This window comes from Myxococcales bacterium, from assembly GCA_012513515.1.
Taxonomy (GTDB): domain Bacteria; phylum UBA10199; class UBA10199; order 2-02-FULL-44-16; family JAAZCA01; genus JAAZCA01.
The window spans coordinates 1-22727 of the sequence record JAAZCA010000036.1; the positions used below are offsets into that span (position 1 = coordinate 1).

Below are 22727 nucleotides of genomic sequence, written 5' to 3' on the forward strand. Positions count from 1 at the left end.
CTTTCGTCGCGCCCCGTGCGGGCGCGTGGATTGAAACTCGAGTAGCTTTGTGACTGAAAACCCGTGATAAAGTCGCGCCCCGTGCGGGCGCGTGGATTGAAACCGATGACCGCCTCGACGAGTCTTGGATGGCGGTAGTCGCGCCCCGTGCGGGCGCGTGGATTGAAACCAACGAGATGGCAAAAAAGACCGTCATCCGCCGTGTCGCGCCCCGTGCGGGCGCGTGGATTGAAACACGGATACGCCTACGTCGGCAGGCCGGTCATCTGTGTCGCGCCCCGTGCGGGCGCGTGGATTGAAACCTGTTCGTCCCCCATAGCGCGGCAAAGTAGCAAAAGTCGCGCCCCGTGCGGGCGCGTGGATTGAAACTTGTAACCGAGGGGGATGCCGATGAGTCTGGAGTCGCGCCCCGTGCGGGCGCGTGGATTGAAACACCGCAGGCAGTTCGGCCCCGCATATTTCGTGATAGGTCGCGCCCCGTGCGGGCGCGTGGATTGAAAATGATATGGTTTGAGATTCCGAACGGCAGATTCAAAAATTTTCCTGGACAGACGGCAAAACAGGAGTCTTTTAGAGGCGTTCTTCGCAGGATCTGACCTACCTGTAATTCCCCGGTGCGAATTTTTTGTAGAGGTCGAGGAATACTCCGTTGGGGTCTGTCTCCGCTTTCACCCTGTGGTAATTTTCCGCATTGTAGATCTTCCAGAACTCCTCTTCGCTGAAGTGGTTTCTGGAGATGAGCGTCTTTATCCCTCCTAACTCTGTCGTCTTATTCTCGAGAAGCTCCGAGTAATCCACCTCAGGATCGCTATTCTTCTTCCCGTAGATAGCGCAATCTATGAAAAGGGTTCCGCCCATGCGCCTGGCGTACTCATCGTCAAGCCACGGATATAACTCCGGCGCCCTGTAGGGAACGACCCAGAGAGGGAAGAAATCGAAATCATTTTCATACCATTTGAAAAACTCCTCGAAGCGCTGCGAAGGGATGAAGACATCGACGATTACCTCCGGGCGTTTTTTGAGCTTCATGATTTTTTTGAGGCGCCTCGACCATGCGATGAGTTTGGTAGAACCAAGAACGATTTTTCCGAAAAGGAGCCTCGCCGGTTTTGTCTCCATCAGAGGCACGGTCTTTGTGAGCCAGTGGCACTCGGTGTCGTAGCGGAAAAAGTAGTCCTCTATCGTGAGATAGTCTTCCGTACGTGCGGAGGTGCTCTTATAGAATATATTCAGCCATTTGTAGGAAGAGAGATAAGGGGCTTCGTCCGTCATTCTGCCAAGACAGATCACGAATTCGCTTTTGCTGTGAATTATCGCATCGACGAAGTCGTGGTCGCCGCCGTTACAACGATCCTTGAGCTCCGTCCAGAAGGATGAAAAATCGGAAAATTTTTTGTATTCCATCTTCACGAACTTCTTTGCTGGGAGGATCTTGAATTTTATTTTCGTGATGACGCCGAGCGTTCCATATGAACCATGCAACATGTTGAATAGAAGTGGGTTTGAGTTCTGTGAACAGGTGATTATTTCACCTGATCCGGTCACGACTTCATATTCTATACAGCTGTCATGGAATCCTCCGTATCTGTAGGACATCGATTCGATTGAACATCCGGATATCGCCCCTCCGAGGGTGATGCCGGCCAGTTCAGGCACTGTATATGGAATGAGGCCGTGCTTTAGCGTCGCCGCTACGACATCGGCGAATGTGGCGCTGGACTCGGCTGTGCATGTTCTCTGCGCAACATCGATGTCGATAATTTCGGTAAGATCGGATATGTCGATCTTTGGAAGCCTATCTCTTTTATTATAAGGGTTGGGGACAAAGTGCGAGTCCACCGATTTTCGTATTTTGACCTGAGAGTTCATTTCAGAGAGTTTGGCAATGGCCGACGCAACGGATTTTACCTTCTGATCATGATCCATATCATCTCCTGTTCCTTTAGAATTGGCCTTATACTGTTTGAGTTTGTTTTGAAACAATAAAATTAACGGTTGCCTTGGTCAATGCTTCCATATAGCTGCAATGGTATTCAGGAGGTTCTCAAATTTGCAGGTAAGAATTGAAAAACTGGTTTACGGCGGCGCCGGCGTAGGGGATATCGAGGGGAAAAAGACCTTCGTTCCCTTTGCAGCGCCTGGCGATCTATGCGAGATAGAAATAAATGCCGATTGCGGAAACTATTTTGAAGGCAGGCTCGTTGATCTCATCGAGGAATCGGCCGACAGAGTGGTTCCGAGGTGCCCGGTTTTTGGGAAATGCGGCGGTTGCCAATGGCAGCACATCTCGTACGATGCACAATTGAAGTGGAAACGGGAAATCCTGAAGGAGAGCCTTTGCCGAATAGCGAAGATATCATCGCCGAATCTCCTCGAAACTATGCCTTCTCCGATGCAGTGGAACTACAGAAACAGGATGCAGCTCCATGTCGATTCAAAAGGGCGGGTCGGTTTTTATCGCGCCAAATCCAAAGAGGTCATCGAGTTCGAGGAATGCCTGATAGCCGATGCGCGCCTGAATGAAAAGCTGCGCATAAATCGCGGCGATTTTTCTAAAAGGGACAGGGGGGTCTCACTCAGAATAGAGGAAGGTCCATCTTTTTTACAGATAAACAGTGGACAGAACGATCAGCTCAAATCGAAGCTGGTCGAGTGGGTATCTCAGGGGAAAGATCGGAAGATCCTTGAACTGTATGCTGGTGCGGGGAATTTTACCTTCGATCTGGCAAAAATTGCAGATCACGTCGTTGCTTTCGAGATAGATGTGAAGGCAGTGGAGATCGCCCGCGAGAAAATCGCTCAGCGTGGAATCTCGAATATCGATTTCTATGCGGAGGCCTCCGAAAAAACGGAAAATAGGATAAGCGGTAATCTCGACGCTATCGTTCTCGATCCGCCCAGAAGAGGATGCGAGGAGGCGTTGAAGGGGATGATGCGTCTCAGGCCAAAAAATATATATTATATCTCCTGCAATCCAGCCACACTCTCCAGGGACGTGGCGGCGATGATGAAGGAGGGATACGAGCTGGTGCGCGCGATCCCTATCGATATGTTTCCGCAGACCTTCCATGTAGAGGCGATGGTGCAGCTGACCCTTTTGAGGCCATTATTATAACGTATCATTTTTGCTGGTATTTATATTGACAAGGAATCTCCTTTTGATAAAAACGGGCAGTTTTTCGCAATTTCAACCTCAATAAGGCGTAACGCGTTGATTTTATTAGGCTTTAGAAAGGCGGTGATGTCGCATGCCAGGCATTAAACTGCGTGAAGGTGAATCATTCGAGCAGGCCCTTCGCAGATTCAAGAAGCAGTGCGAAAAGGCGGGTATACTTTCCGATCTGAGGAAGCGCGAATACTACGAGAAGCCTTCGATCAAACGCAAGAAGAAGCAGATCGCCGCATCCAAAAAGCGTAAAAGAGTGCCTCGCTGATAGCGGTACCTTTTGCGCGCCGGGATGACTTTCCGAAACTGTTCAAAGTTGAAAGATCTGAAATTCAGGAGGGCCTTTTGAAACTCAAAAAAGAGATAAGTCAGAGGCTCAAGGAAGCTATGAAGGCGAAGGACGCGGATAGAATTAGCGCCCTTCGCCTTGTTCTTGCCGCTATCAACAACCGTGAGATCGAAAAGCGCGGCGAACTCGATGAGGGTGATTGCCTCTCCCTGCTTTCGTCGCTGGTGAAGCAACGTATGGAGTCCATCGAGATGTTCAAACAAGGCGGGCGCGATGAGCTGGCCGCAAAGGAGGAGGCCGAGCTCCTCCTCATACGTTCTTTTCTTCCTGAACAGCTTTCAGAATCCGATATTTCAGGTATCATCGAAAGTGCGATATCCGAAACGGGGGCATCCGGAATCAAGGACCTTGGCAAGGTGATGAAAGTCGTGTCTCCAAAAGTCAAAGGGCGCGCCGATGGCAAGCTCGTCAGTGATTTGGTAAAACAGAAACTCAGTTGATAAAAATTTTTGGACTGCGGTTTATCTTTTACCGCGATCCGGGATGGAATTTTATGTACAGCAAGTCCATCTTAGATGAAATCAGGGATAGGGTTTCCATCGTCTCTTTGATAGGCGAGAGAATTCCCCTGAAGAAGGCCGGTCGTAACTTCAAGGGTCTTTGTCCGTTTCATGGGGAGAAAACCCCTTCATTCAACGTGTCTGACGACAAGCAGATCTATCACTGTTTCGGCTGTGGCGAAGGGGGCGACATCTTCAGCTTCGTGATGAAGTTCGATGGCGTAGATTTTTTGGAGGCTGTGAAATATCTCGCAGGGCTCGCGGGGGTGGAGCTCCCTAAAACGAAGTACGGATTCGTCAGCGCCGCTGACGAAGAGCATTCGAAGCGCAAAAAATGGGCCTTCAGGATTAACGAAATTGCGAGGGATTTCTTTGCGGCGACTCTGAAAGCTTCTGTCGGCGGGAGCGCGGCTAGTAACTACTTGATTAAAAGGGGTATTTCCGAAAATATTTGGACGCAACATTTTTTGGGATATGCCGACAACGCTTGGGAGTCGCTTGTGGAGCACCTGCGTTCAAAGGGCGTGCCGCTTGATCTCGCCTCCGAACTCGGGCTGATAAGAAAGAGGGACAGCGGGGGGTATTTCGATTTTTTTAGGGAGCGAATAATATTCCCGATCATATCTCCGCGCGGGGAGGTGCTGGGCTTCGGCGGCAGGGATATATCGGAGCAAAAAGGCGATCAACAGGTCGCAAAGTACATGAACTCTCCGGACTCTCTCATTTATCACAAGTCCGGATGTGTTTACGGGCTAAACAAGGCCCAGTCGTCGATACGAGAGGATGGTAGCGCGATATTTGTGGAAGGATATATGGATTTGATCGCCCTTTCTCAGGTCGGTGTGAACAACGTTGTTGCGCCACTTGGAACCTCTCTTACTGAAGGGCACTTGAGGCTGATACAGAGATATACGCGAAATATTGTTCTCGTTTTCGATGGGGATGAAGCCGGCTCGAGGGCTGCGATCAGAAGTCTCGATCTGTTCATAGATGCGGGGTTGATGCCAAGGGTCGTAGCTCTGCCGGATGACGAGGATCCTGATACCTTCGTCAGGAAATACGGTGCAGAAAAATTTCGCGAAATGACTGCATCCGCGAAATCGCTCTTTGAGTTCTTCGTTGAAAAAGTTTTGTCTGAAACAGGAAGGGACGCGGCCGGAAAAGTCAACGCGATGGGGAGGATCATCCCGCATCTCAAAGCCATGTCCGACCCCGTGGAAAGAGGTATCTATTCGAAGGTTGCAGCCTTTCAGGTCGGCGTGGAGGAGAGGGATGTAGCGAGGTCGGTTGCGGCCGGCAAGATTTCGGTCGGCAGAGAGTTTTTGCCGCGGGGCGCAAAAAAGAAGATGTCGGCGCCTGCCTCCTGCGAGCTGATGTTGATCAAGGGTTTGTTGATGAAGCCCGCCAGGATAGCCGATGTGATGGAGAGCGTGAGCGTCGAAAAGTTTTCAGACGGATGGTGTCGCGACATAGTTTCTGTGCTTTTTTCGCAGACCGGAGAAAAGGATATCTCCGTAGGGGATATTCTCGCTTCGATTGATGACCCGGAGATATCGTCCCAGCTTCGCGAAATGGCCGTCGCAGGGTGTGGATGCGAAGAGGACGAGATCGACAATTTAATAGATGATTGCGTCAACAGGCTTAAAGAGAGGCCGGCCGCGAGAAGGCTTAAAGAGATAAACGATGAGATCAAGAGGGCCGAAAGCGCAAGGGACGAAGTTAAGATTTTTGAATTGCTGAGAGAGAAAAAAGAACTGATATCGCAAAAGCACGACTGACAATTTCACAATTGATAATATAGGAGAGGGGCAACATGGCCAAGCGGACCGAAGAGATAAAAGAGGTAAAAAAACTGATAAGCGTAGGCAAGGCCAAGGGTTTTCTCACAGTTGAAGAGGTCAACGAAGCCCTTCCTTCAGAGATGGTTTCGTCCGACCAGCTCGACAGCGTCCTTTCTATTTTCGATGATATGGACATTGACATTGTGGAATCCGAAGCCGAGGGCAAGATGCTTCAGGACAAGGCATCTGAGAAAGAAAAGGAAGTCGAGAAGGAAAAGGATGTAGCTCTTACGCCCGACTATGCCAGCAGATCGGTGGACCCGGTCAGAATGTATCTTCGCAAGATGGGTCAGGTTGCTCTTCTGACGCGCGAAGGAGAAGTGGAAATCGCCAAGAGGATAGAACAGGGGCAAAATGAGATGCTCAACATCCTCCTCTCTAGCTCGCTTGGCGTGCAGAAGGTTCTTTCCTTCGGTGACCTGCTTTCAAGGAATAAAATCCGCGTTATTTCGATAATGAAGGACCTCGAGGACGTAAACCTCGACGAGTTGGAAAATTTTGATGAGGCCGCTGAGAGGCTTAAAATGTTGAAGCTGATGCGGAAGGTTCGAACTCTCAATAAACAGAGAAACGAATCTACATCGAAGCTTTCCAAATCCGGGCTTTCCGAGAAGGCGAAAAAAGTTGCTACTTTCAAACTTGCCGATGTGAAGCAGAGGATACTCGAGTGCTTTAAAGAGATGGGGCTTGCCAACAGGACGATAAATGAAGTCGTCGAGGCGATGCATTCCGCGATTGACCAGGTCGAACAGAGCCACAGACTCATCAACAATTGCGCCAGGAAACTTCATACGGATGGGGAAGGGATCAAATCCCTCTCGAAGCAGTTTAAGAAAAATGACTATCAGCGTAGGAAGGCCGTGAAGAGTTCCGGGCTTTCAAGGGAAGAAATAATCGAGGTCCTCGAATCATACGCGGAGGCAGAAGCTAAGATCTCAGAAATAGAAAAAGAAGCCGGTCAGGACATGGAAACTCTCAGAAAAACCTACATGGAGATTAAAAGGGCTGAGCAGTTCGCTGATAGGGCTAAAAATGAACTCATCGAGGCCAACCTGAGGCTGGTGGTTTCCATAGCCAAGAAGTACACGAATAGGGGTTTGCAGTTTCTCGATCTGATACAGGAAGGCAATATCGGTCTGATGAAGGCCGTGGATAAATTCGAATATAGGCGTGGCTACAAATTTTCCACTTATGCAACCTGGTGGATCAGGCAGGCGATCACTCGAGCCATCGCAGACCAGGCCAGGACTATCAGAATTCCGGTTCACATGATAGAGACGATCAACAAGCTCGTCAGGACGTCGCGCTATCTGGTTCAGGAGCTGGGCCGTGAGCCGACGCCGGAGGAGATCGCCTTCAAGATGGAGCTTCCTCTCGAAAAGGTGAGAAAGGTTTTAAAAATTGCAAAAGAGCCGATTTCACTCGAGACCCCCATCGGAGAGGAGGAGGATAGCCATCTCGGAGATTTCATAGAGGACAAGTCCATAGTTTCCCCGTCTGAATCGGTGGTGAATATAAGCCTCTCTGCCCAGACACAGCATGTCCTAGCGACGCTAACGCCGCGCGAAGAGAAGGTCCTTCGTATGCGTTTTGGAATAGGTGAGAAATCCGATCACACTCTTGAGGAAGTTGGCAGGGACTTCTCGGTTACGCGCGAAAGAATCCGCCAGATAGAGGCGAAGGCGCTGAGAAAGCTCAGACACCCAAGCCGCGCAAAGAAGCTCAAGAGCTTCATAGACTGGTAGGATTCGACCCGGCCTCGAAAGCTGGCGCTGAAGGGGGATTTATGCAGGTATGCAGAGAGCTCGATTATGGAGTCAGGGCTGTTCTCATGCTGTCGGCGGCAGAAGGAGAGGTCATCTCCAAAAAGCGAATCTCCGAACGGATGCAAATACCTGTAAACTTCCTTGCCATCATACTGCCGAAACTGGTCCGTACTGGAATAATAAACTCCATCCCCGGCCCCAAAGGGGGATACCAGCTCAGCAGAAGGCCATCCGAAATTTCAATAAATGATGTGATCGGGTCAATCTGCAAAAGCTTCGCTTTTAACAGGTGCCTGGACGTTTCTAAAGGCTGTGAACTGGATTCAGTCTGCCCCGTGAAGCCTCACTGGAGCTTTGTGCAGGGGATGATTGAAGAATACCTCAGTAAAGTTAATTTTGATCAGCTTGCCAAAGACCTCAAAAACAAATAGTTATAGTCCGGTTTATAATCCACAAAAAGAAAGGCGGGGGTATGCGCAAAATCCTTCTCTGTTTGGCGCTTTTTCTGGCTCTGGCGGCGGTTTTTCTTTCGGCTGTTTCAATGAAGCAGCACTATCGCGTCCAAAGGGAGGGGTTTGAAAAACCCGCTTTTTGCGCGATAAGCGAAAGAATCAATTGCGATATTGTGAGCGCCAGTCAGAGCTCTCAGCTTTTTGGAATTCCAAATGGCGGCTGGGGAATAATATTCTACTCCTCCATTGCGATGCTCTTGATCTTCATCCTCGCATCCGTAAGAAAGAGGGATAACACCCTTGCGTTTACATGGATTCTTTCCGTCGTTGGATTTTTGTATGGTGCATGGATGATATATGTTACGGCTTTTGCCTTGAGGGTTTTCTGTTTTATAAATACGCCTCTCTACCTGACAGCCGTCATCTTGTTTGTGATTCTCTCCCTTCTTCTTCCATGCCGAATTGGAGGTATTCCGCATTTTGTCTTCAATTATTTTTTATCGGTCGTGGGAAGAAAATCAGATATTTCTTTCAAGCCAAAGTTTTTCTCGCACCTGTTTTTTATGGCTCTTGCGGTTATCATAGGACTCATCGCTATTCGCGTATGGGGCAGCGTATCACATGGCAAGTCTGCAGATTCCGACGTCGATCAACAGGCCAAATATTTTTCCATGCAGGGAAAGAGCAGCATAGATATCGATCCAAACTGGCCGGTCTGGGGCAATCCTGATGCTGATGTCACGATAGTTGAATTCAGCGAATACCAGTGCCCGTTCTGCAAGATAGCGGCGTTTGGAGTAAAGCCTTATCTCTACGATTTCAAGGACAAGGTCAGATACTATTTTGTAAATTTCCCTTTGGACAATGCCTGTAACGAGGAGATGACGCGGCCCATGCATCCTGTGGCCTGCTATGCCGCCAAGGCTGCGATATGCTCGCAGACGCGAGGGGATTTCTGGAAGTTTCACGATGAGTTGTTCAGGGCTCAGAAGGGGATGACCAGAAAGACTGTTGACTCTATCGCCGAATCCTTTGGATACGACATGCAGGATTTTGCATCGTGCATCGCATCGCCGGAAACGGAATCCAGGGTGAAGGATGATCTGGCAGCTGCCAGAAAATTGGGGATAACGGGGACTCCCACTATATACATAAATGGGAAAAAGGCACGATATTGGAGAAATCCCGAGTTCTTGAGAATGATCATAAAGAGCGAAATTAGAAGGGGCCATAGATGAAAGACAGCCTGAAGAAAAAATGTGATTATTCGAAAGACTTCATCAGGAAGCTTCCAAAGACCGACCTCCATGTTCATCTGGACGGGAGCCTTCGCGTGTCGACGTTGATAGACTTGGCAAAAAAGCATTCTGTGAAACTTCCCTCTTTTACAGAAGCAGGGCTTAGAAAAACGGTTTTTAAAAAAAGATATGGGGATCTGCTGGAATACCTCAGGGGCTTCGATTATACGCTAGCCGTCATGCAGACTCCAGAGGCGCTGGAGCGCGTCGCCTATGAATTTGCGATGGACTGTTTTGAGGATGGCGTCAGGTATGTGGAACCGAGGTTTGCTCCGCAGCTGCATGTGAACGATCTTATGGCTGTGGAGGATGTCCTGATCTCGGTCAACAAGGGACTCGCGCGCGCCAAAGAGGAGATCAATACCTCGAAGGCCATAGCGTCGGGTTCCGAGCCTTATTTTGAATATGGAATAATCTGCTGCGCTATGAGGATGTTCAATGAAAATTTTCCGGGAGTATTCAGAAAGCTGCTGTCCGTTCACAAGTATATGGATCGTGAGGAGCTCTATGGCCTTGCAGCGCTCGACCTCGTCGAGTCCATGATATATTGCCGTGATGAGTTAGGTCTTCCTATAGTCGGATTCGACCTGGCCGGAGCCGAGTCCGGATATCCAGCGGAGCATTATAAAAGTTCGTTCGAGTTGGCCCATAAAAATTTTTTCAGAAAGACGGTGCACGCCGGGGAAGCATATGGCCCGGAATCCATATTTCAGGCCATAGCGGATTGTCACGCCGACAGGATAGGGCACGGCACTCACATATTCGACGCTTCGATGGTGAAATCAGGTAGCAAGGCCGAAAAGGAACGTTACGTCAACGACCTGTGGCAATACGTTGCTGATAGCAGAATGACCATCGAAGTATGTCTGACATCCAACCTTCAGACGAAGCCGGAGATGAAGTCCGTTAGGAGCCATCCTGTTTCCAAGATGCTTGAGAAGAGGCTTTCATTTACCTTCTGTACTGATAACATGCTCGTATCGGATACGACTGCGACTGATGAAATATTGCTGGCTGTTAACAATTTCAAAATAAATTCCAACAAACTCAAGGATATAATAATCTACGGCTTCAAACGAAGTTTTTTTCCTGGCGACTATTTGGAAAAGCGCCGGTACATACGCAGCGTGATAGATTACTACGACAGGGTGGAGAAAGAATTCTTTGTTTCTTAGAATAACGACATTCCTGTTTTTAATTTTAATGCTGCCGTCATCGGCGGATGCCGTGCTGAGATCCCTATGTGAAGGTTACAAGATAGATTCTTCTGAAATAATAAGATTCAATGTCAACGAGAAAAAACTTATATGCGGAGATCACAATGCCGAATCGTGGAACAAAATACCTAGATCACAGGCTAAGTATTTTGCGCGCAACTTTCTTCAGGAGCGCGGGTATTTGGATCCGGAGTTTAAAGAGGAAGGTGAAAATGTAATAATAGTCGTCGGGGAAAAAACTCGAATTACAGATGTTTCCATCAAAGGGGCTCCCCCGCGCACATTAAGGGCATGGCAAAAGAGGGGAATCAGGGGTGCTCCGCTCGATCCGAAATCCTTGGACTCGCTCGAAAGGTGGGGGGTATCGGGTCTCAAGTCGAAGGGGTTTGCATGCCCTCGCGTTTCGGCTTTAGGGGATGCCAGCAGCGGAGGGGTAGAGCTTGAAGTCAACCCCGGCCCTCGTCTCAATATAGCTTCCCTCGAACAGTCGCCTGTGGAAGGCCTGATGGATGGGGCGCTTGAACGGTTCAATGCGTTTCATGTGGGGGATCCGTATGATTATAGGAATATAGCTCTCACCAGCAGAAGGATATCGCAGAGCGGAATACTTCAGAGCAGCTATTTTCTCACCGAGTGCGCCGACGACGGCGTTCACCTTACACAGAAATCTATTTCAGGGGCGAGCAGGCTCGTAAGCGCCGGGCTAGGAGGGAGCACCGAGGAGTATCTGATAGGAAAGGCTTCATGGAAGCAGGGAAGATTGGGTAAAGCAGGATCTTCATTTGAAGTGGCCGGCAGGGCCTCCTACAGGAGACAGCGATTTCTAGTCAAAGGGATGGTCTATCCCTTTTCTTTTCCGACTCGCTGGCACTTCACGCCCGCCTTTTCGACCAGGAGGGAAAAAGAATCCAGGTACGAGTACCTTGCCAATGATCTTCTTATCCCAGCTGCTGTGAACTGGGATACCAGGGAAATAGGATGGAATCTTTTTTTCGGGCCGAGATTGAATTACACGAGGGTCTTCAGCGGAGCCGACAAAGGTTGGACGCACTTTCTATCAGGTATCGCAGGTTTGGAGATCATCAGCCATGTCTATGAGTTGAACGTGGCAGATCCCAAATCCGGTTACACCGTGAGGGGATTGGCTGAGTTCAACTCAGACAAGGCGTTTTCCACGATCAGCGCGCAGAAATTCACGTTGTCAGGAGAAGCTCTGTACAATTTTGCAGGGTTCGATTCGCCGCTGCTTATTCTCTCCATAAGGGGATTCGCCGGTACAACTTTGGTGGATAGCGGCAACGCACAATTTTCCAAGATGCCTCCATGGTTATTTTATTATTTCGGAGGTTCAGCCGATCTTCGCGGGTTCGGGCTTAAAAAATTGCCAGATGCTAACAGAGGCGCGCTGACTGCGCTTTACTCGGGCGTCGAAGCGAGGCTGGCGAATATATTTCCCTTGAACCTTCAGCCTATAGCTTTTGCGGATTTTGGTGTGATGGGTCAGAAGTCGGTCAGTCTTAATCTGCCTGTCTACTGCTCTCCGGGGATAGGTATCAGGTGGCCATCGCTCATTGGAGTTTTGAGGTTCACCGCTGCAAAGGGTCTGTTTTTGAAAAACAGCACCCCTCCCAAACAAGCCCCTTCGCGCTGGCATTTTATATTCAGCATAGGGGAGGAGTTTTGATATGAAGAAAAAAGCTGTCATAGCCCTTATATCGGCGCCACTCCTGTTTTTAGCTATGATCTTCGCGCTTCTTATCGCTGTATTAAACTGGCCCACGATTATTATAAATCCATATTCGCTTTCGGCCCTTTCAAAATATCTCATCCCTCTTGGAATTCATGTCGGATGGTCCGACATGAAAGTTTCTACTGTATCAAGTGGATTCCTGGATGAAACAGTTTCGATCAAGGTTGAAAATATTTGCATTAAAATGAAACCGGAGATCGAACACGGATGCTTTTCTGACGTCGGCATCTCTTTCAGATACGAATTCAAAGGTATGATTCCGAACTTGAAGGAAATCGGTCCGCTTTCTATGACAGGCGGCGATATTTATGTGGTTCTAGCCGACGATGTAGAAGATGAGAGCACCGACGGTGAAATATTCATCCCCGATGTAAGAATTCCAGGATATTTCTCCGATGTATCCATTTTGCCAGTGCGCATAAGTGTAGAGTCGACAAAGGTCGATTATTATGGCGGCAGCGTCTCAGGCTCGGTCGATATCAATGCTGATTCATCAAATCAAAATACGATAGATAGAATATCCCTCTCATTCAGGTTGAACTCCGATGCCCTTGGGAGATTCGACGGGACTATTGCCGCGCATAGCGCATCATCGTTCAGAAAAGGGGATTGGAGCGCCAGCGTCAATCTGTCAGGAAACCTGGATGGAGGTGGAATTGTTTCATCATCGATCGATCTATCTACAGATGACGGCAAAGAATTGGGAGTAGAGGTTAACGCGGATTATTCTGAAGGAATCCTTGCCGCGTCATCTAAAATCGACGCGACAATTTCAAGTAAATCAGTGAACGCGCTCTTGAATGGAAATATGAAGGGTGTGTCCGATGTGATTCCGGAGGTCAGATTCTCCGGATGTAGGTTGGACTTTAAGAGCTCCGATAAATCCGGAAATAGAGGCCTCTTTGATTTTAAGTGCCTGACCTCTGCGCGGCTGAAAAGAAATAAACTTCCTTGCGATGCTGAAGTTATATACAGGCCTCCGGAAGATATCGATCTGGACATTTCGGCCAACGGAGAAAGTTTTTTTATTCCTGACCTCGATGTGATAACCAAGGGGAGCCTTTCTGCGGTTGTCAGGCCGCACAAGGGGAAATTGGTATATATGAGCGGGCATTTATCCTCTGCTTTTGAGGGAGTCCCTTCCGAAGGTGTGAAAGGGTGGAAATTTCAAACCGAGGCTGATCTCGACTTTACAATAAAGAATTTTGCTGAGTTGGTTTCCGTTCTTGAAAAAACGTCATGGCCAGTACCGGCTCCCTTTAATGTCCTTGACGGCTCTGTGGAGTTTTCTGTGGAAGGTAAGATGTCTTCCGAATCTGACAAGATAATCCTTCCTGCAAAGCTCAGGTCCAGACTTGAATCCGCCAAACAAAAGATTTTTTTGGACAGCGCCGGAAAATTGGAGATAGGTTTTAAAGGCGATGCATCAGGCAAAGCTGCGCTCGATATGAACGTTGACTTCGATGATGTGCAGATACAGCTCCCGGACCTCGCTCTGGCGTCGATTCCAAGGCTCGTCCCCGACTCGAGGATAATCACAGGAGGAGGTTTGGGTAATTTGTCCGGTGATATGTCAGAATCGTATGACTTCGAGTACTCCATTTCATTGAGGACTGTATCGGGCAAGCCAATCAGGATTCTTTCAAATTTGACGCCTGAGTTTATCCCAATAGCTCTGGATATGAACACCAATGATGAGAGGCTTTCTGGAAGCTTTAAGATAGAATCATTTCCGGTTAAGTTGTTTTCGCGCTCAGCGAATCTCGATTATCTGGATATAGAGTTGGCCGATCCATCTGAAAAGAGCGTTGTCAAAGGAAAATTTGTCATTCCATACATAGATATGAAAATTCTGGTCGAGATTGCCGGGACCATTGAGCAGCCTTCGATAGTCCTTGCGTCTGAGCCGCCTATGTCTGAAGGGGACATACTATCGATGCTTTTGTACGGAGAGCCTCTAAACGATCTGGATAGCGATAACGCATCATCTGTGAGCAACACAAACATGGCTATAGCTGAAAGGTCGATGGCCCTTACCAGCTTTTTACTTCTTGCATCAACACCGATTCAAAGCGTTGCTTATAATCCCGACACCAAAACTTTTTCAGCAAGGGTTAGGCTCGCCAACAAAACCTCCCTGACTGTGGGCTCCAGCGGAGATCAGAAAGAAGTTGGAATCAAACAAAGGCTTGGTAAGGGCTGGAGTATAACGACTAACCTAGAAAAACACGACACCTCGCCAGGCGCGGCCTCCGCTTACATAGAGTGGAGCAAGAGATACTGATCTTTGTCATCCGTAAGGATATCGGCTCCAGAGTTAAGTTGCCACGTTAGACAGAGGTAATATTAAGAAATCAAGATGCGATCATACGGCTTTGATCTTCGAGCAGATTTCATTCGGACGGGCTGAAATCTACAAGATTCAAGAGGAAGAGGAGGCAAGAGATCGGGCGGGGAGATGACAGCCGTGCAGTCATTCCCGCATGTCTTCAGCGGGCCTGCTTTTTCAGCCAGTTCCAGCTTTTATCTATGTATTGCTGATAGGACTCGATCTGCTCTTGTGTCATGTGGCGGAAGCGCCCTTGCATCGAGAGATAATCCTGAACCGGAATTCCCTTTGGTTCTATGTTGATCGTGTATTTTTCACCATTTTCAACTTCGAATATGGGAAAGACCTTTGAATCGACGGCCTTTCTCATTACCTCGATGGATTTTTCCGAATCGATTTTCCATCCTGCGGTGCATGAGGCCAGTATGTGAATGAACCGGAACCCCTTTATCTTTTTGGCCTTTTCAAACTTGGCCATGAGGTCGTGAGGAAATGCTGGCGAGGTCGTAGCCAGGTAAGGTATGCCGTGCGATGCCATTATCCTATCGATGTTTTTCTTAGGCGTCATCTTCGGAAAATCAACAGGCGTCGTGGTGGTCCACGTGAATTCCGGTGTTGCTCCGGACTGCTGAATGCCGGTATTCATATACGCCTCATTGTCGTAACAGACGTAGATTACATCCTCGTTTCTTTCGGCTGCTGAAGAGAGGGATTGAAGGCCGATGTCGAATGTTCCTCCGTCTCCAGCCCAACCCATGATTTGGGTTGTTTTATTTTCCTTTATGTCGAGCGCCGCACGGATTCCGGAGAGCACTGCGCCAGTCGTTTCGAAGGCCGTATGCATGAGCGGGACCTTCATGTTTGAGTAGGGAAATGGCCCTGGGATCACAGCCCAGCAGCAGGCTGGAATTACCACGATGGTGTCTGGCCCGAGAGATTTGAGAGCGAGTCTCATCGCTATCGCGGCGCCGCATCCGGGGCATGCCAGATGGCCGCTCGTCATCATTTCCGACTGTTCGTAACTCTGTTTGGACTCACCCTGTTTGAAAAGATGTGGATCTGTTCGCATTATAACCCTCTTCTATTTTTTGAGACCTATCCAAATGTCTTCGGATGGGTGATCTGCTGCTTTCGTTTTGTTATAAACTTCGATGATGGATTCCGGCGTTACATCTCTTCCTCCAAGGCCTATATGGAAGGTGAAGATATCCGGAGCCTGCGCGATGTCGTAGAAAGCGGACTTGATTTCGCTGCTCCATATTCCGCCGCAGCCATGGCTGATATTTCTGTCCAGAACGGCTATCTTTTTTATTTTCCTGCCGCCCGAGATGTTTCCAGCCGCCTCACGTAACGCATCGAACGGGAATGGGCGGAACATTCGAATTTTACAGATGCCAACCTTTTCTCCACGTTCGCGGAGTTGTTTTACAGCGACGCGAGCGGTGGACGTCATCGATCCGCTGGTGAGGAACACTATTTCAGCATCATCGGCATCTATCATTTCCACGATGTCATTCGGCCTTCCAAATTTCTTTTCGAAATTTTTGGCGATATCGTTATATGTGTTTATCGCTTCACGGTGGGCCTTTTCCATTATATAGCGGAACTCCATATAGTTGTCAGGCGCGCAAAGCGGGTTGAAGGTCATTGGCGCGCTCGTGTCGAGCTTATATTTCGGCTTGAATGGAGGAAGGAACTTATCGACCTCGCTGATGTCGGGAATCTCAACCGGTTCGTAGGTATGGGAGAGTATGAACGAATCGTAGACCACCATGACCGGAAGATAGATCGTTTCCGCGAGCCTGAAGGCCATCAGTATGGTGTCGATGACTTCCTGATTCGTTTCACAGTATAGCTGTATCCAACCGGTGTCGCGCTGTGCAAGCGAGTCGGTCTGGTCGCTCCAGATGCTCCAGCCAGGGGCCATCGCACGGTTGACGTTGCAAAGCACTACCGGGAGCCTCCCATACGCGGCCCAGAATAAAAGCTCGTGCATTAAAGCCAGCCCTTGCGACGATGTTGCGGTAAATGCCCTTGCTCCGGCCTGCGAAGCCGCTATAGTAGCGGCCATTGCCGAATGCTCGGATTCCACTTTTATAAACTTGGCGTTGAGCTCCCCTTTTGCGCACATCTCCGAAAGCTCCTCGACTATCTGCGTCTGCGGTGTGATTGGATATGCGGATATTACCTCTGTTCTGGCAAGCTTCACTCCGTAGGAGGTAGCGTGATTTCCCATTAGGACTTCTTTTTTTGACATTTCAAACCTTCCTTCCGATGGACGTTCAAAATTCGGTTGGTTCTTCGGTCATCCTCATTGCTGCGCGCGGGCATTCGTGGGAACAAAGACCGCATCCCTTGCAGTAGTAGAGGTCTATCTCGAAACCGGAGCTTTTTTTGGCGATCGCCAAGTCGGGGCAGTATATGTAGCAGTTATCGCACTCCGTGCATCTGCCACAGTGAAAACATCTTGAGAGTTCCGATGATTTTATATCTTCCGCTGGCGAAGCGTGAACCTCTGTGAACGGGTCGCCTGAGAATCTTTTTTCCAAGGGCAGAGATGGTTTTTCCGCAGGAGTTGAGTGCGTGAAATAGGCGCTGTTGAGGTCGGTAAATCGTACGATCTCGCCCAGCATCTCTGTCTTAGAATCCGTTGACGCATTGTGAACTTTGCCCGTTCTGTGTTCCAGATATTTCGACATCAGAGGCGTGGACGTGCCAGGGATGGTTATCCTTGGAATGATGTCGGCTGGGTTTTCTCCTCGTAGAATGCAATCTATGGCTATGGCGCTGCGTTTGCCATCGCCGAGGGCGTCGACGACAGTACGGGAGCCTGCTGTTATATCTCCGCCAGCGAACATCCCCTTCAAGGAGGTCTTGCCAAACTCATCCGCTACCAGAGAACCATCTTTTATATGTATTGCGGCAGGGATGATCCTGTTTTCTATCTCCTCCCCTATGGCGGAGAAGATGGCGTCAGCATCGAACATCATTTCTGAACCTTCGATTGGAACGGGGCGGCGTCTTCCGGACTCGTCGGGATCTCCAAGCTTCATGCGCAGGCATTCAAGCCCTTTTGCCTTTCCGGATTTTACTATGACTCTCTTTGGAGCCATGAGTATCTCTATACGGACCCCCTCGTCGAGGGCTGCCTGGATCTCTTCCTGAGATGCAGGCATTTCCGCAACGGATCTGCGGTAGATCACCGTAACTTCTGCGCCGAGCCTCTTCGCAGTTCTTGCAGTGTCGATTGCGGTATTTCCTCCGCCAACCACCAAGACCTTGCTTCCTATGTTTATCTTCTTGCTGTGTTCTATGGATTTGAGGAAGTTGAGTCCGGATGTCACGCCCTCGCTCTTTTCGTCAGAAACTCCCATCGGACGGGATTTGTGCGCCCCTGTGGCGACGAAGGTTGCGTCGTATTCACGCACGATCTCCTCCAGGTGTGCAGCGTCCTTTATTTCTTGGCCAAGTTTGAATTCTACTCCCATCCTCTTCAGCGAGTCGATCTCCCTGTCGATTACTCTTCTTGGAAGGCGGTAGGATGGAATGCCATAGCGAAGCATTCCACCCGCCATTTTTTCCCTGTCATAGACGACCGCTTTATGGCCGAGCCTGGTGATGTGGTAAGCGAATGCCAGCCCCGCCGGGCCGGCTCCAACAGCAGCAACTTTTTTGCCGCTTTTTGCCGCAAATGGTTCCGGCGTTGGAATTTTATCTCCTATCGCATCGCCGAGGGCTCTTTCGAGCATGTTGATGTTGACCGCGCCACCCATCTCGCACCTGTTGCAGCCTTCCATGCACGGATGAAAGCAGACGCGCCCCATTATAGCTGGAAATGGATTTTCCAATGTTGCCGCCTGCCACGCCTTTTCGACTTCGCCATCTTGCATGAACCTTATCCAGCGCTCTATGTCGTTTCCGGTGGGACATGATGCTTGGCAAGCCGGAATTTTTTCAACGTAGCTTGGGCGAAGGTAGCGCCATGACCCAGTCTCGTTCCACTCCATCGTGGCCGAGCAGATGTCAAAATATGGCATCTCTTTTTCGCTGTTGAAGATTACAGGTTTTGGTTTGTTTTCTGTGCTGTTCATCTTTTCACCTGTGGTTCACTTAGTGTTCGCTTGAAAAAAGAACTTCGTCATAAGCTTCCATGGCGGCCTTAATGTTGGCGTCTGGTTTTATTGGAACGCCTTTTCTTATCGCATTGGAGATAGAATCCATCGAGCATATGCCGGTTATTCTGCAAAATGCCCCAAGAATTGCGGTATTCACTATCGGGCTGGTCTGTGATCCGAGCCTGTTTCGCGCAGCTATGCCGCTTGCATCGACGCAGGCGATTTTGAATTCTGACATCTGGGCGGATGCCTTCAGCTCTTCAGGGGATTTTTTTGAATTGATGAGAACCCAGCCTTCTTTTTTGAATCCCTTGAAGGTGGCCGGATTTTTTAAGAGCGTCGAGTCGAGTATGATGAGGTGGTCTGGGGTGTATATCTGACTTCTCAGGTCTATTTTTTCTTTGTCTATTCGAACGAATGCGGCCACGGGAGCTCCGCGTCTTTCAACTCCGAATGTTGGGAATGCCTGAACGAAGTTTCCTTCCGAAAAAATGGCAGTGGCCAGGATCTTTCCGCCGATCACAGCTCCTTGGCCGCCACGTCCGTGAAAGCGAATCTCGATCATAGCTCCTCCGCAGCTGAATTAAAACGCACCCCTTCATATAACATGGGGATATCTTGTCAAATGGGATATTGGCTGCGGCCGACCGCGTTGCTAGCCTTTAAATGACGTCTGGAGGGTGTTTAGCGTGTTTTGTGCATTCTTCCGGATCGCTGTGGACCATGAGTCTAGAGTTGGGTATCTTAGCGCGTATTTCGGATATTATAATTTCTGTCAGATCGTGTGCTTCACGAAATGAAAGTTCATTTTCAAGCTCCAGATGGAACTCTATGAATTTCTCTCCGCCGACCCATCTCGTACGAAGATTGTGGTAACCTTTGGCCATCGGCCTGTGGGCGCGGATTGTCTCTCCGATCAAATCTAGAAATTCCCTGGGAAGCGTTCTGTCCATCAACTGGGATATGGCGCTATGTCCTATTCTCGCTGCGGATATTATTATGTAGAGCGATATGAGTATCGATATTATCGGATCGGCATTTTTTACGTGCCACCATTTTTCAAGCCCCAGCGCAACTATGACTCCGGAGTTGGTCCATATATCCGATGTGAAATTGAGCGCCGATGCCTCGAATGCCGTGGAATTGAATATTCTCCCGGCTTTTTTCATGCTGGCTGAAAGAAAGATGCTGAATATAACCGAGGCCAGCATGATCCCCAGCGCCAAGCCTTCTTCTTTGAGTGAATAGCCGAGCGCGATTCTCCTCAAGGCCTGATAGACGAGAAAGCTGGCGGAGACCATTATGAGAACTGCTTGCACGAGCCCGGCTATCGCTTCAGCCTTCGCATGTCCGAATGGATGATTTTCATCGGCCGGCTTTTCAGATGCCGATACCGCAAAAGCGGTTATCGACGATGAGAATACGTCCATCAGCGAGTCGAGTGCGCTGGCAAGGACGCTGATGGACATGGTGGCGAAGCCTATTGCCCCCTTCACGATTGCGAGAAACAAAGGGATGACTATGGCGACAAGAGCTGTTCTTTTTTTCTGCATCGTCTAAGCCCATCCCCTCTTTCAGCGCAGCGAAGCTATTGATTTTGCATAGTCGTTGGATTCGAAGATGGCCGACCCCGCTACTATTATGTCCGCGCCAGCGCTAAGAACCCTGTTAACCGTGTTGGAATTTACTCCGCCGTCAACTTCGACTGGTATTGATGCCCCCATCTCTTTCAGCCGTTTTTTGATGATGGAGATTTTTTCCACCGAATCGTATATCATTTTCTGCCCGCCAAAGCCCGGGTTTACGGTCATTATAAGCACGAAGTCGGCGAGTTCGAGATATGGAAAAATCTTTTCGACAGGAGTAGGAGGGTTGATTACGATACCCGCCTTGCATTCCAGTTTTCTTATGTCCGGGAGAAGGTTTCGCAAATCTGAAGTTTCGACGTGAACCGATATCCAGTCAGCCCCTGCCTTTGCAAAGGCCGCTATGTATTTTTCGGGTTCTTCTATCATAAGATGGCAATCCAACGGAAGCCTTGTCGTCTTGCGTATTCCCTTCACCACCAGAGGGCCTATCGTTATATTTGGGACGAAGTGACCATCCATGACGTCAATATGTATGACATCAGCCCCGGCGCGTTCGACCGCTGAAATTTCTTCGCCTAGCTTTGCAAAATCGGCTGAAAGTATAGAGGGTGCAATCATGGTTTTCATTTTAAGATAGTTCCTTTCTTGACTTTGTAGCCGCGTAAAAAATCCTGAGCCGGCATCTTCTTTTTTCCCTCGAGCTGTACCTCGATGAGATATAAAACTCCGCTTCCGCATTTGACTGCGAGAGCTCCGTCCGTTTCGATTATCTCTCCGGGCGCTGCGTCGAAATCCAGATCCGTAAGGGCGGCTTCATGAATGCGAAGTGATTTGCCTCCCAGATGTGTAAATGCCCCCGGCCAGGGCTTGAACCCCCTTACCCTGTTGTATATATCTTTGGCGCGCATCGACCAGTCTATCAGTCCGTCTTCCTTTCTGATCATTGGCGCATATGTTGCCTTGGTATGGTCTTGATTGCGCGGTCTTATCCTGCCGGACTCTATCTGGGATATCGTTTCAACGAGGAGGTTAGATCCCATCTGCGCCAGCCTGTCGTGAAGCATCGGTGCGTCTTCGACGTCGTCGATGTCGGTTTTGCAGGACAACAGTATTTCACCGGCATCCATCTCTTCGTTGATCCTCATTGTTGTGACGCCAGTCTCAGTTTCACCGTTGATTATAGCCCAGTTTATCGGGGCAGCTCCCCTGTATTTGGGCAGCAATGAAGAGTGCACATTAACGCATCCGAATTTGGGTATCTCGATGAGCTCGATCGGCAGAATTTTGCCGTACGCAACTATCGCGATAAGATCCGGCGCTCTTTCTTTAAAGTGTGAAATAACCTCGGGCTTCTTTACGCTCTTTGGCTGATAGAGTTGAAGATTCATCTTCCGCGCCTTCGCTGCTATCGGACATGGGGTTATCTCTCGCCCACGGCCTGCTGGTTTATCAGGCTGGGTGACAACCTCTGCGATCTCATGTTCGGCCTCGGCGAGCGCCATAAGTGAAGGAACCGCGAATGCCGCAGAGCCCATGAAGATGATTTTCATCTAGAATGAAATCCCTTCCTTTTTCTTCTTTTCGATTTTTTTCAGGTACATATCCTGTTTGAGTCCGCTGGCGCAATCGATGATGAGCTTGCCGTCTAAATGGTCTATCTCATGCTGTACTGCGATGGAGAGAAGCTCTTTGCAATCGAGTGTCTTTCTTATGCCGTTTTCATCGAGATATCGAAGGGTAACCCGGGCGCTTCTCTTCATCTTTATCCTGAAATCGGGGACGGAGAGGCATCCCTCTTCCCATTCGATCTGACCCTCTCTGTCGGTTATTTCCGGATTTACAATTTTCAGAACGCCGTATTTTTTTTCGGACGCCTCCGAATCTATGTCTATCACGATAACCCTGAGGCTTACCGCTACCTGAGGGGCGGCCAGACCGACTCCCCCATCGGCGTACATGGTCTCGACCATGTCAGCTAGGAGGGTACGGATTTCATCATCAACCTCTAAAACCGGTTTGGCAACCTTGCGCAGGATTGGATTAGGGTGTGTTATGATTTTTCGTATCATGGCGATAGCTATACATAAATCGCCCACTGCGGGCAAGTGTTAGAGCCGGCCCGGCTGGTTTCCCATTCCTCGTAATGATCTTCTTTTGATATAAAAAATACTCCGCGATCCATTGTGTACTGTATAAATATTATGGACAGGGCTACCGCTGCGGTTGAGTTTACCTTTATGAATTTCTTGCAGCAAAATCCGATGCTGCAGGTCTTTAGCATCAGGTGAGTTGAAGGAAACAGCGCGATGACTTCGGGAGAGAGCGTCTAGCGCGTCTTCATCATGAACATAATCC

The 22727-nt window shown here is 49.1% G+C and carries 19 protein-coding genes and 1 CRISPR repeat array; of the genes, 10 read left to right on the forward strand and 9 right to left on the reverse strand.

Annotated elements, in window-relative coordinates:
* Positions 1–5 precede the first annotated feature (5 nt).
* Positions 6–501: direct repeats of the CRISPR family, unit length 32 nt; unit sequence GTCGCGCCCCGTGCGGGCGCGTGGATTGAAAC.
* Between the two features lie 96 nt (positions 502–597).
* On the reverse strand, positions 598–1926 hold the full coding sequence (locus tag GX659_07350) for an FAD-binding oxidoreductase (protein NLD28598.1): 1329 nt from the start codon (positions 1924–1926) through the stop codon (positions 598–600).
* Positions 1927–2050: 124 nt separating this feature from the next.
* On the opposite strand from GX659_07350, the gene GX659_07355 reads away from it, so the two are divergent.
* From GX659_07355 to GX659_07400, 10 genes are all read left to right on the forward strand, one after another.
* Positions 2051–3115: a class I SAM-dependent RNA methyltransferase gene (locus GX659_07355; protein NLD28599.1), complete on the forward strand. Its 1065-nt coding sequence runs from the start codon at positions 2051–2053 to the stop codon at positions 3113–3115.
* Positions 3116–3248: 133 nt separating this feature from the next.
* Positions 3249–3434: a 30S ribosomal protein S21 gene (locus GX659_07360; GenBank protein NLD28600.1), complete on the forward strand. Its 186-nt coding sequence runs from the start codon at positions 3249–3251 to the stop codon at positions 3432–3434.
* Positions 3435–3511: 77 nt separating this feature from the next.
* Positions 3512–3955, forward strand: coding sequence for a GatB/YqeY domain-containing protein (locus GX659_07365; protein ID NLD28601.1), 444 nt, complete (start codon positions 3512–3514; stop codon positions 3953–3955).
* A gap of 53 nt (positions 3956–4008) precedes the next feature.
* Complete coding sequence (locus tag GX659_07370; GenBank protein NLD28602.1) at positions 4009–5793, forward strand: DNA primase; 1785 nt, start codon at positions 4009–4011, stop codon at positions 5791–5793.
* 35 nt (positions 5794–5828) lie between these two features.
* Entirely contained in the window at positions 5829–7601 is a 1773-nt protein-coding gene (gene rpoD / locus GX659_07375) for an RNA polymerase sigma factor RpoD (protein NLD28603.1), read from the forward strand.
* 41 nt (positions 7602–7642) lie between these two features.
* The gene (locus GX659_07380; GenBank protein NLD28604.1) at positions 7643–8053 is read left to right on the forward strand and encodes an Rrf2 family transcriptional regulator; all 411 of its coding nucleotides are present in this window, start codon (positions 7643–7645) and stop codon (positions 8051–8053) included.
* Between the two features lie 41 nt (positions 8054–8094).
* Entirely contained in the window at positions 8095–9312 is a 1218-nt protein-coding gene (locus GX659_07385; protein NLD28605.1) for a thioredoxin domain-containing protein, read from the forward strand.
* Positions 9309–10547 (forward strand): adenosine deaminase family protein, encoded by a 1239-nt coding sequence (locus tag GX659_07390; GenBank protein ID NLD28606.1) that lies wholly within the window; start codon positions 9309–9311, stop codon positions 10545–10547. Before GX659_07385 ends, GX659_07390 begins: the two co-directional genes overlap by 4 nt.
* Entirely contained in the window at positions 10537–12273 is a 1737-nt protein-coding gene (locus tag GX659_07395; protein NLD28607.1) for a BamA/TamA family outer membrane protein, read from the forward strand. Before GX659_07390 ends, GX659_07395 begins: the two co-directional genes overlap by 11 nt.
* Position 12274: 1 nt before the next feature.
* The gene (locus GX659_07400) at positions 12275–14623 is read left to right on the forward strand and encodes a hypothetical protein (GenBank protein NLD28608.1); all 2349 of its coding nucleotides are present in this window, start codon (positions 12275–12277) and stop codon (positions 14621–14623) included.
* A gap of 205 nt (positions 14624–14828) precedes the next feature.
* Here GX659_07400 and GX659_07405 read toward each other — a convergent pair whose 3' ends face one another.
* From GX659_07405 to def, 8 genes are all read right to left on the reverse strand, one after another.
* Entirely contained in the window at positions 14829–15674 is an 846-nt protein-coding gene (locus GX659_07405) for a pyruvate synthase subunit beta (GenBank protein ID NLD28609.1), read from the reverse strand.
* A gap of 75 nt (positions 15675–15749) precedes the next feature.
* A complete protein-coding gene (gene porA / locus GX659_07410; protein NLD28610.1) occupies positions 15750–16925 on the reverse strand; it encodes a pyruvate ferredoxin oxidoreductase in 1176 nt (391 codons plus the stop codon).
* Between the two features lie 25 nt (positions 16926–16950).
* Positions 16951–18759 (reverse strand): FAD-dependent oxidoreductase, encoded by a 1809-nt coding sequence (locus GX659_07415; protein NLD28611.1) that lies wholly within the window; start codon positions 18757–18759, stop codon positions 16951–16953.
* Positions 18760–18778: 19 nt separating this feature from the next.
* Complete coding sequence (locus tag GX659_07420; protein NLD28612.1) at positions 18779–19348, reverse strand: pyruvate ferredoxin oxidoreductase; 570 nt, start codon at positions 19346–19348, stop codon at positions 18779–18781.
* A gap of 97 nt (positions 19349–19445) precedes the next feature.
* Positions 19446–20336, reverse strand: coding sequence for a cation transporter (locus GX659_07425; GenBank protein NLD28613.1), 891 nt, complete (start codon positions 20334–20336; stop codon positions 19446–19448).
* Between the two features lie 21 nt (positions 20337–20357).
* Positions 20358–20990: a ribulose-phosphate 3-epimerase gene (locus GX659_07430; GenBank protein ID NLD28614.1), complete on the reverse strand. Its 633-nt coding sequence runs from the start codon at positions 20988–20990 to the stop codon at positions 20358–20360.
* Between the two features lie 5 nt (positions 20991–20995).
* Positions 20996–21922, reverse strand: a complete 927-nt coding sequence (locus GX659_07435) for a methionyl-tRNA formyltransferase (GenBank protein NLD28615.1) — start codon at positions 21920–21922, stop codon at positions 20996–20998.
* Positions 21923–22441 carry a peptide deformylase gene (def, locus tag GX659_07440; GenBank protein NLD28616.1) on the reverse strand — a complete coding sequence of 173 codons (519 nt, stop codon included), beginning with the start codon at positions 22439–22441 and terminating at the stop codon, positions 21923–21925.
* Between the last annotated feature and the right edge of the window lie 286 nt (positions 22442–22727).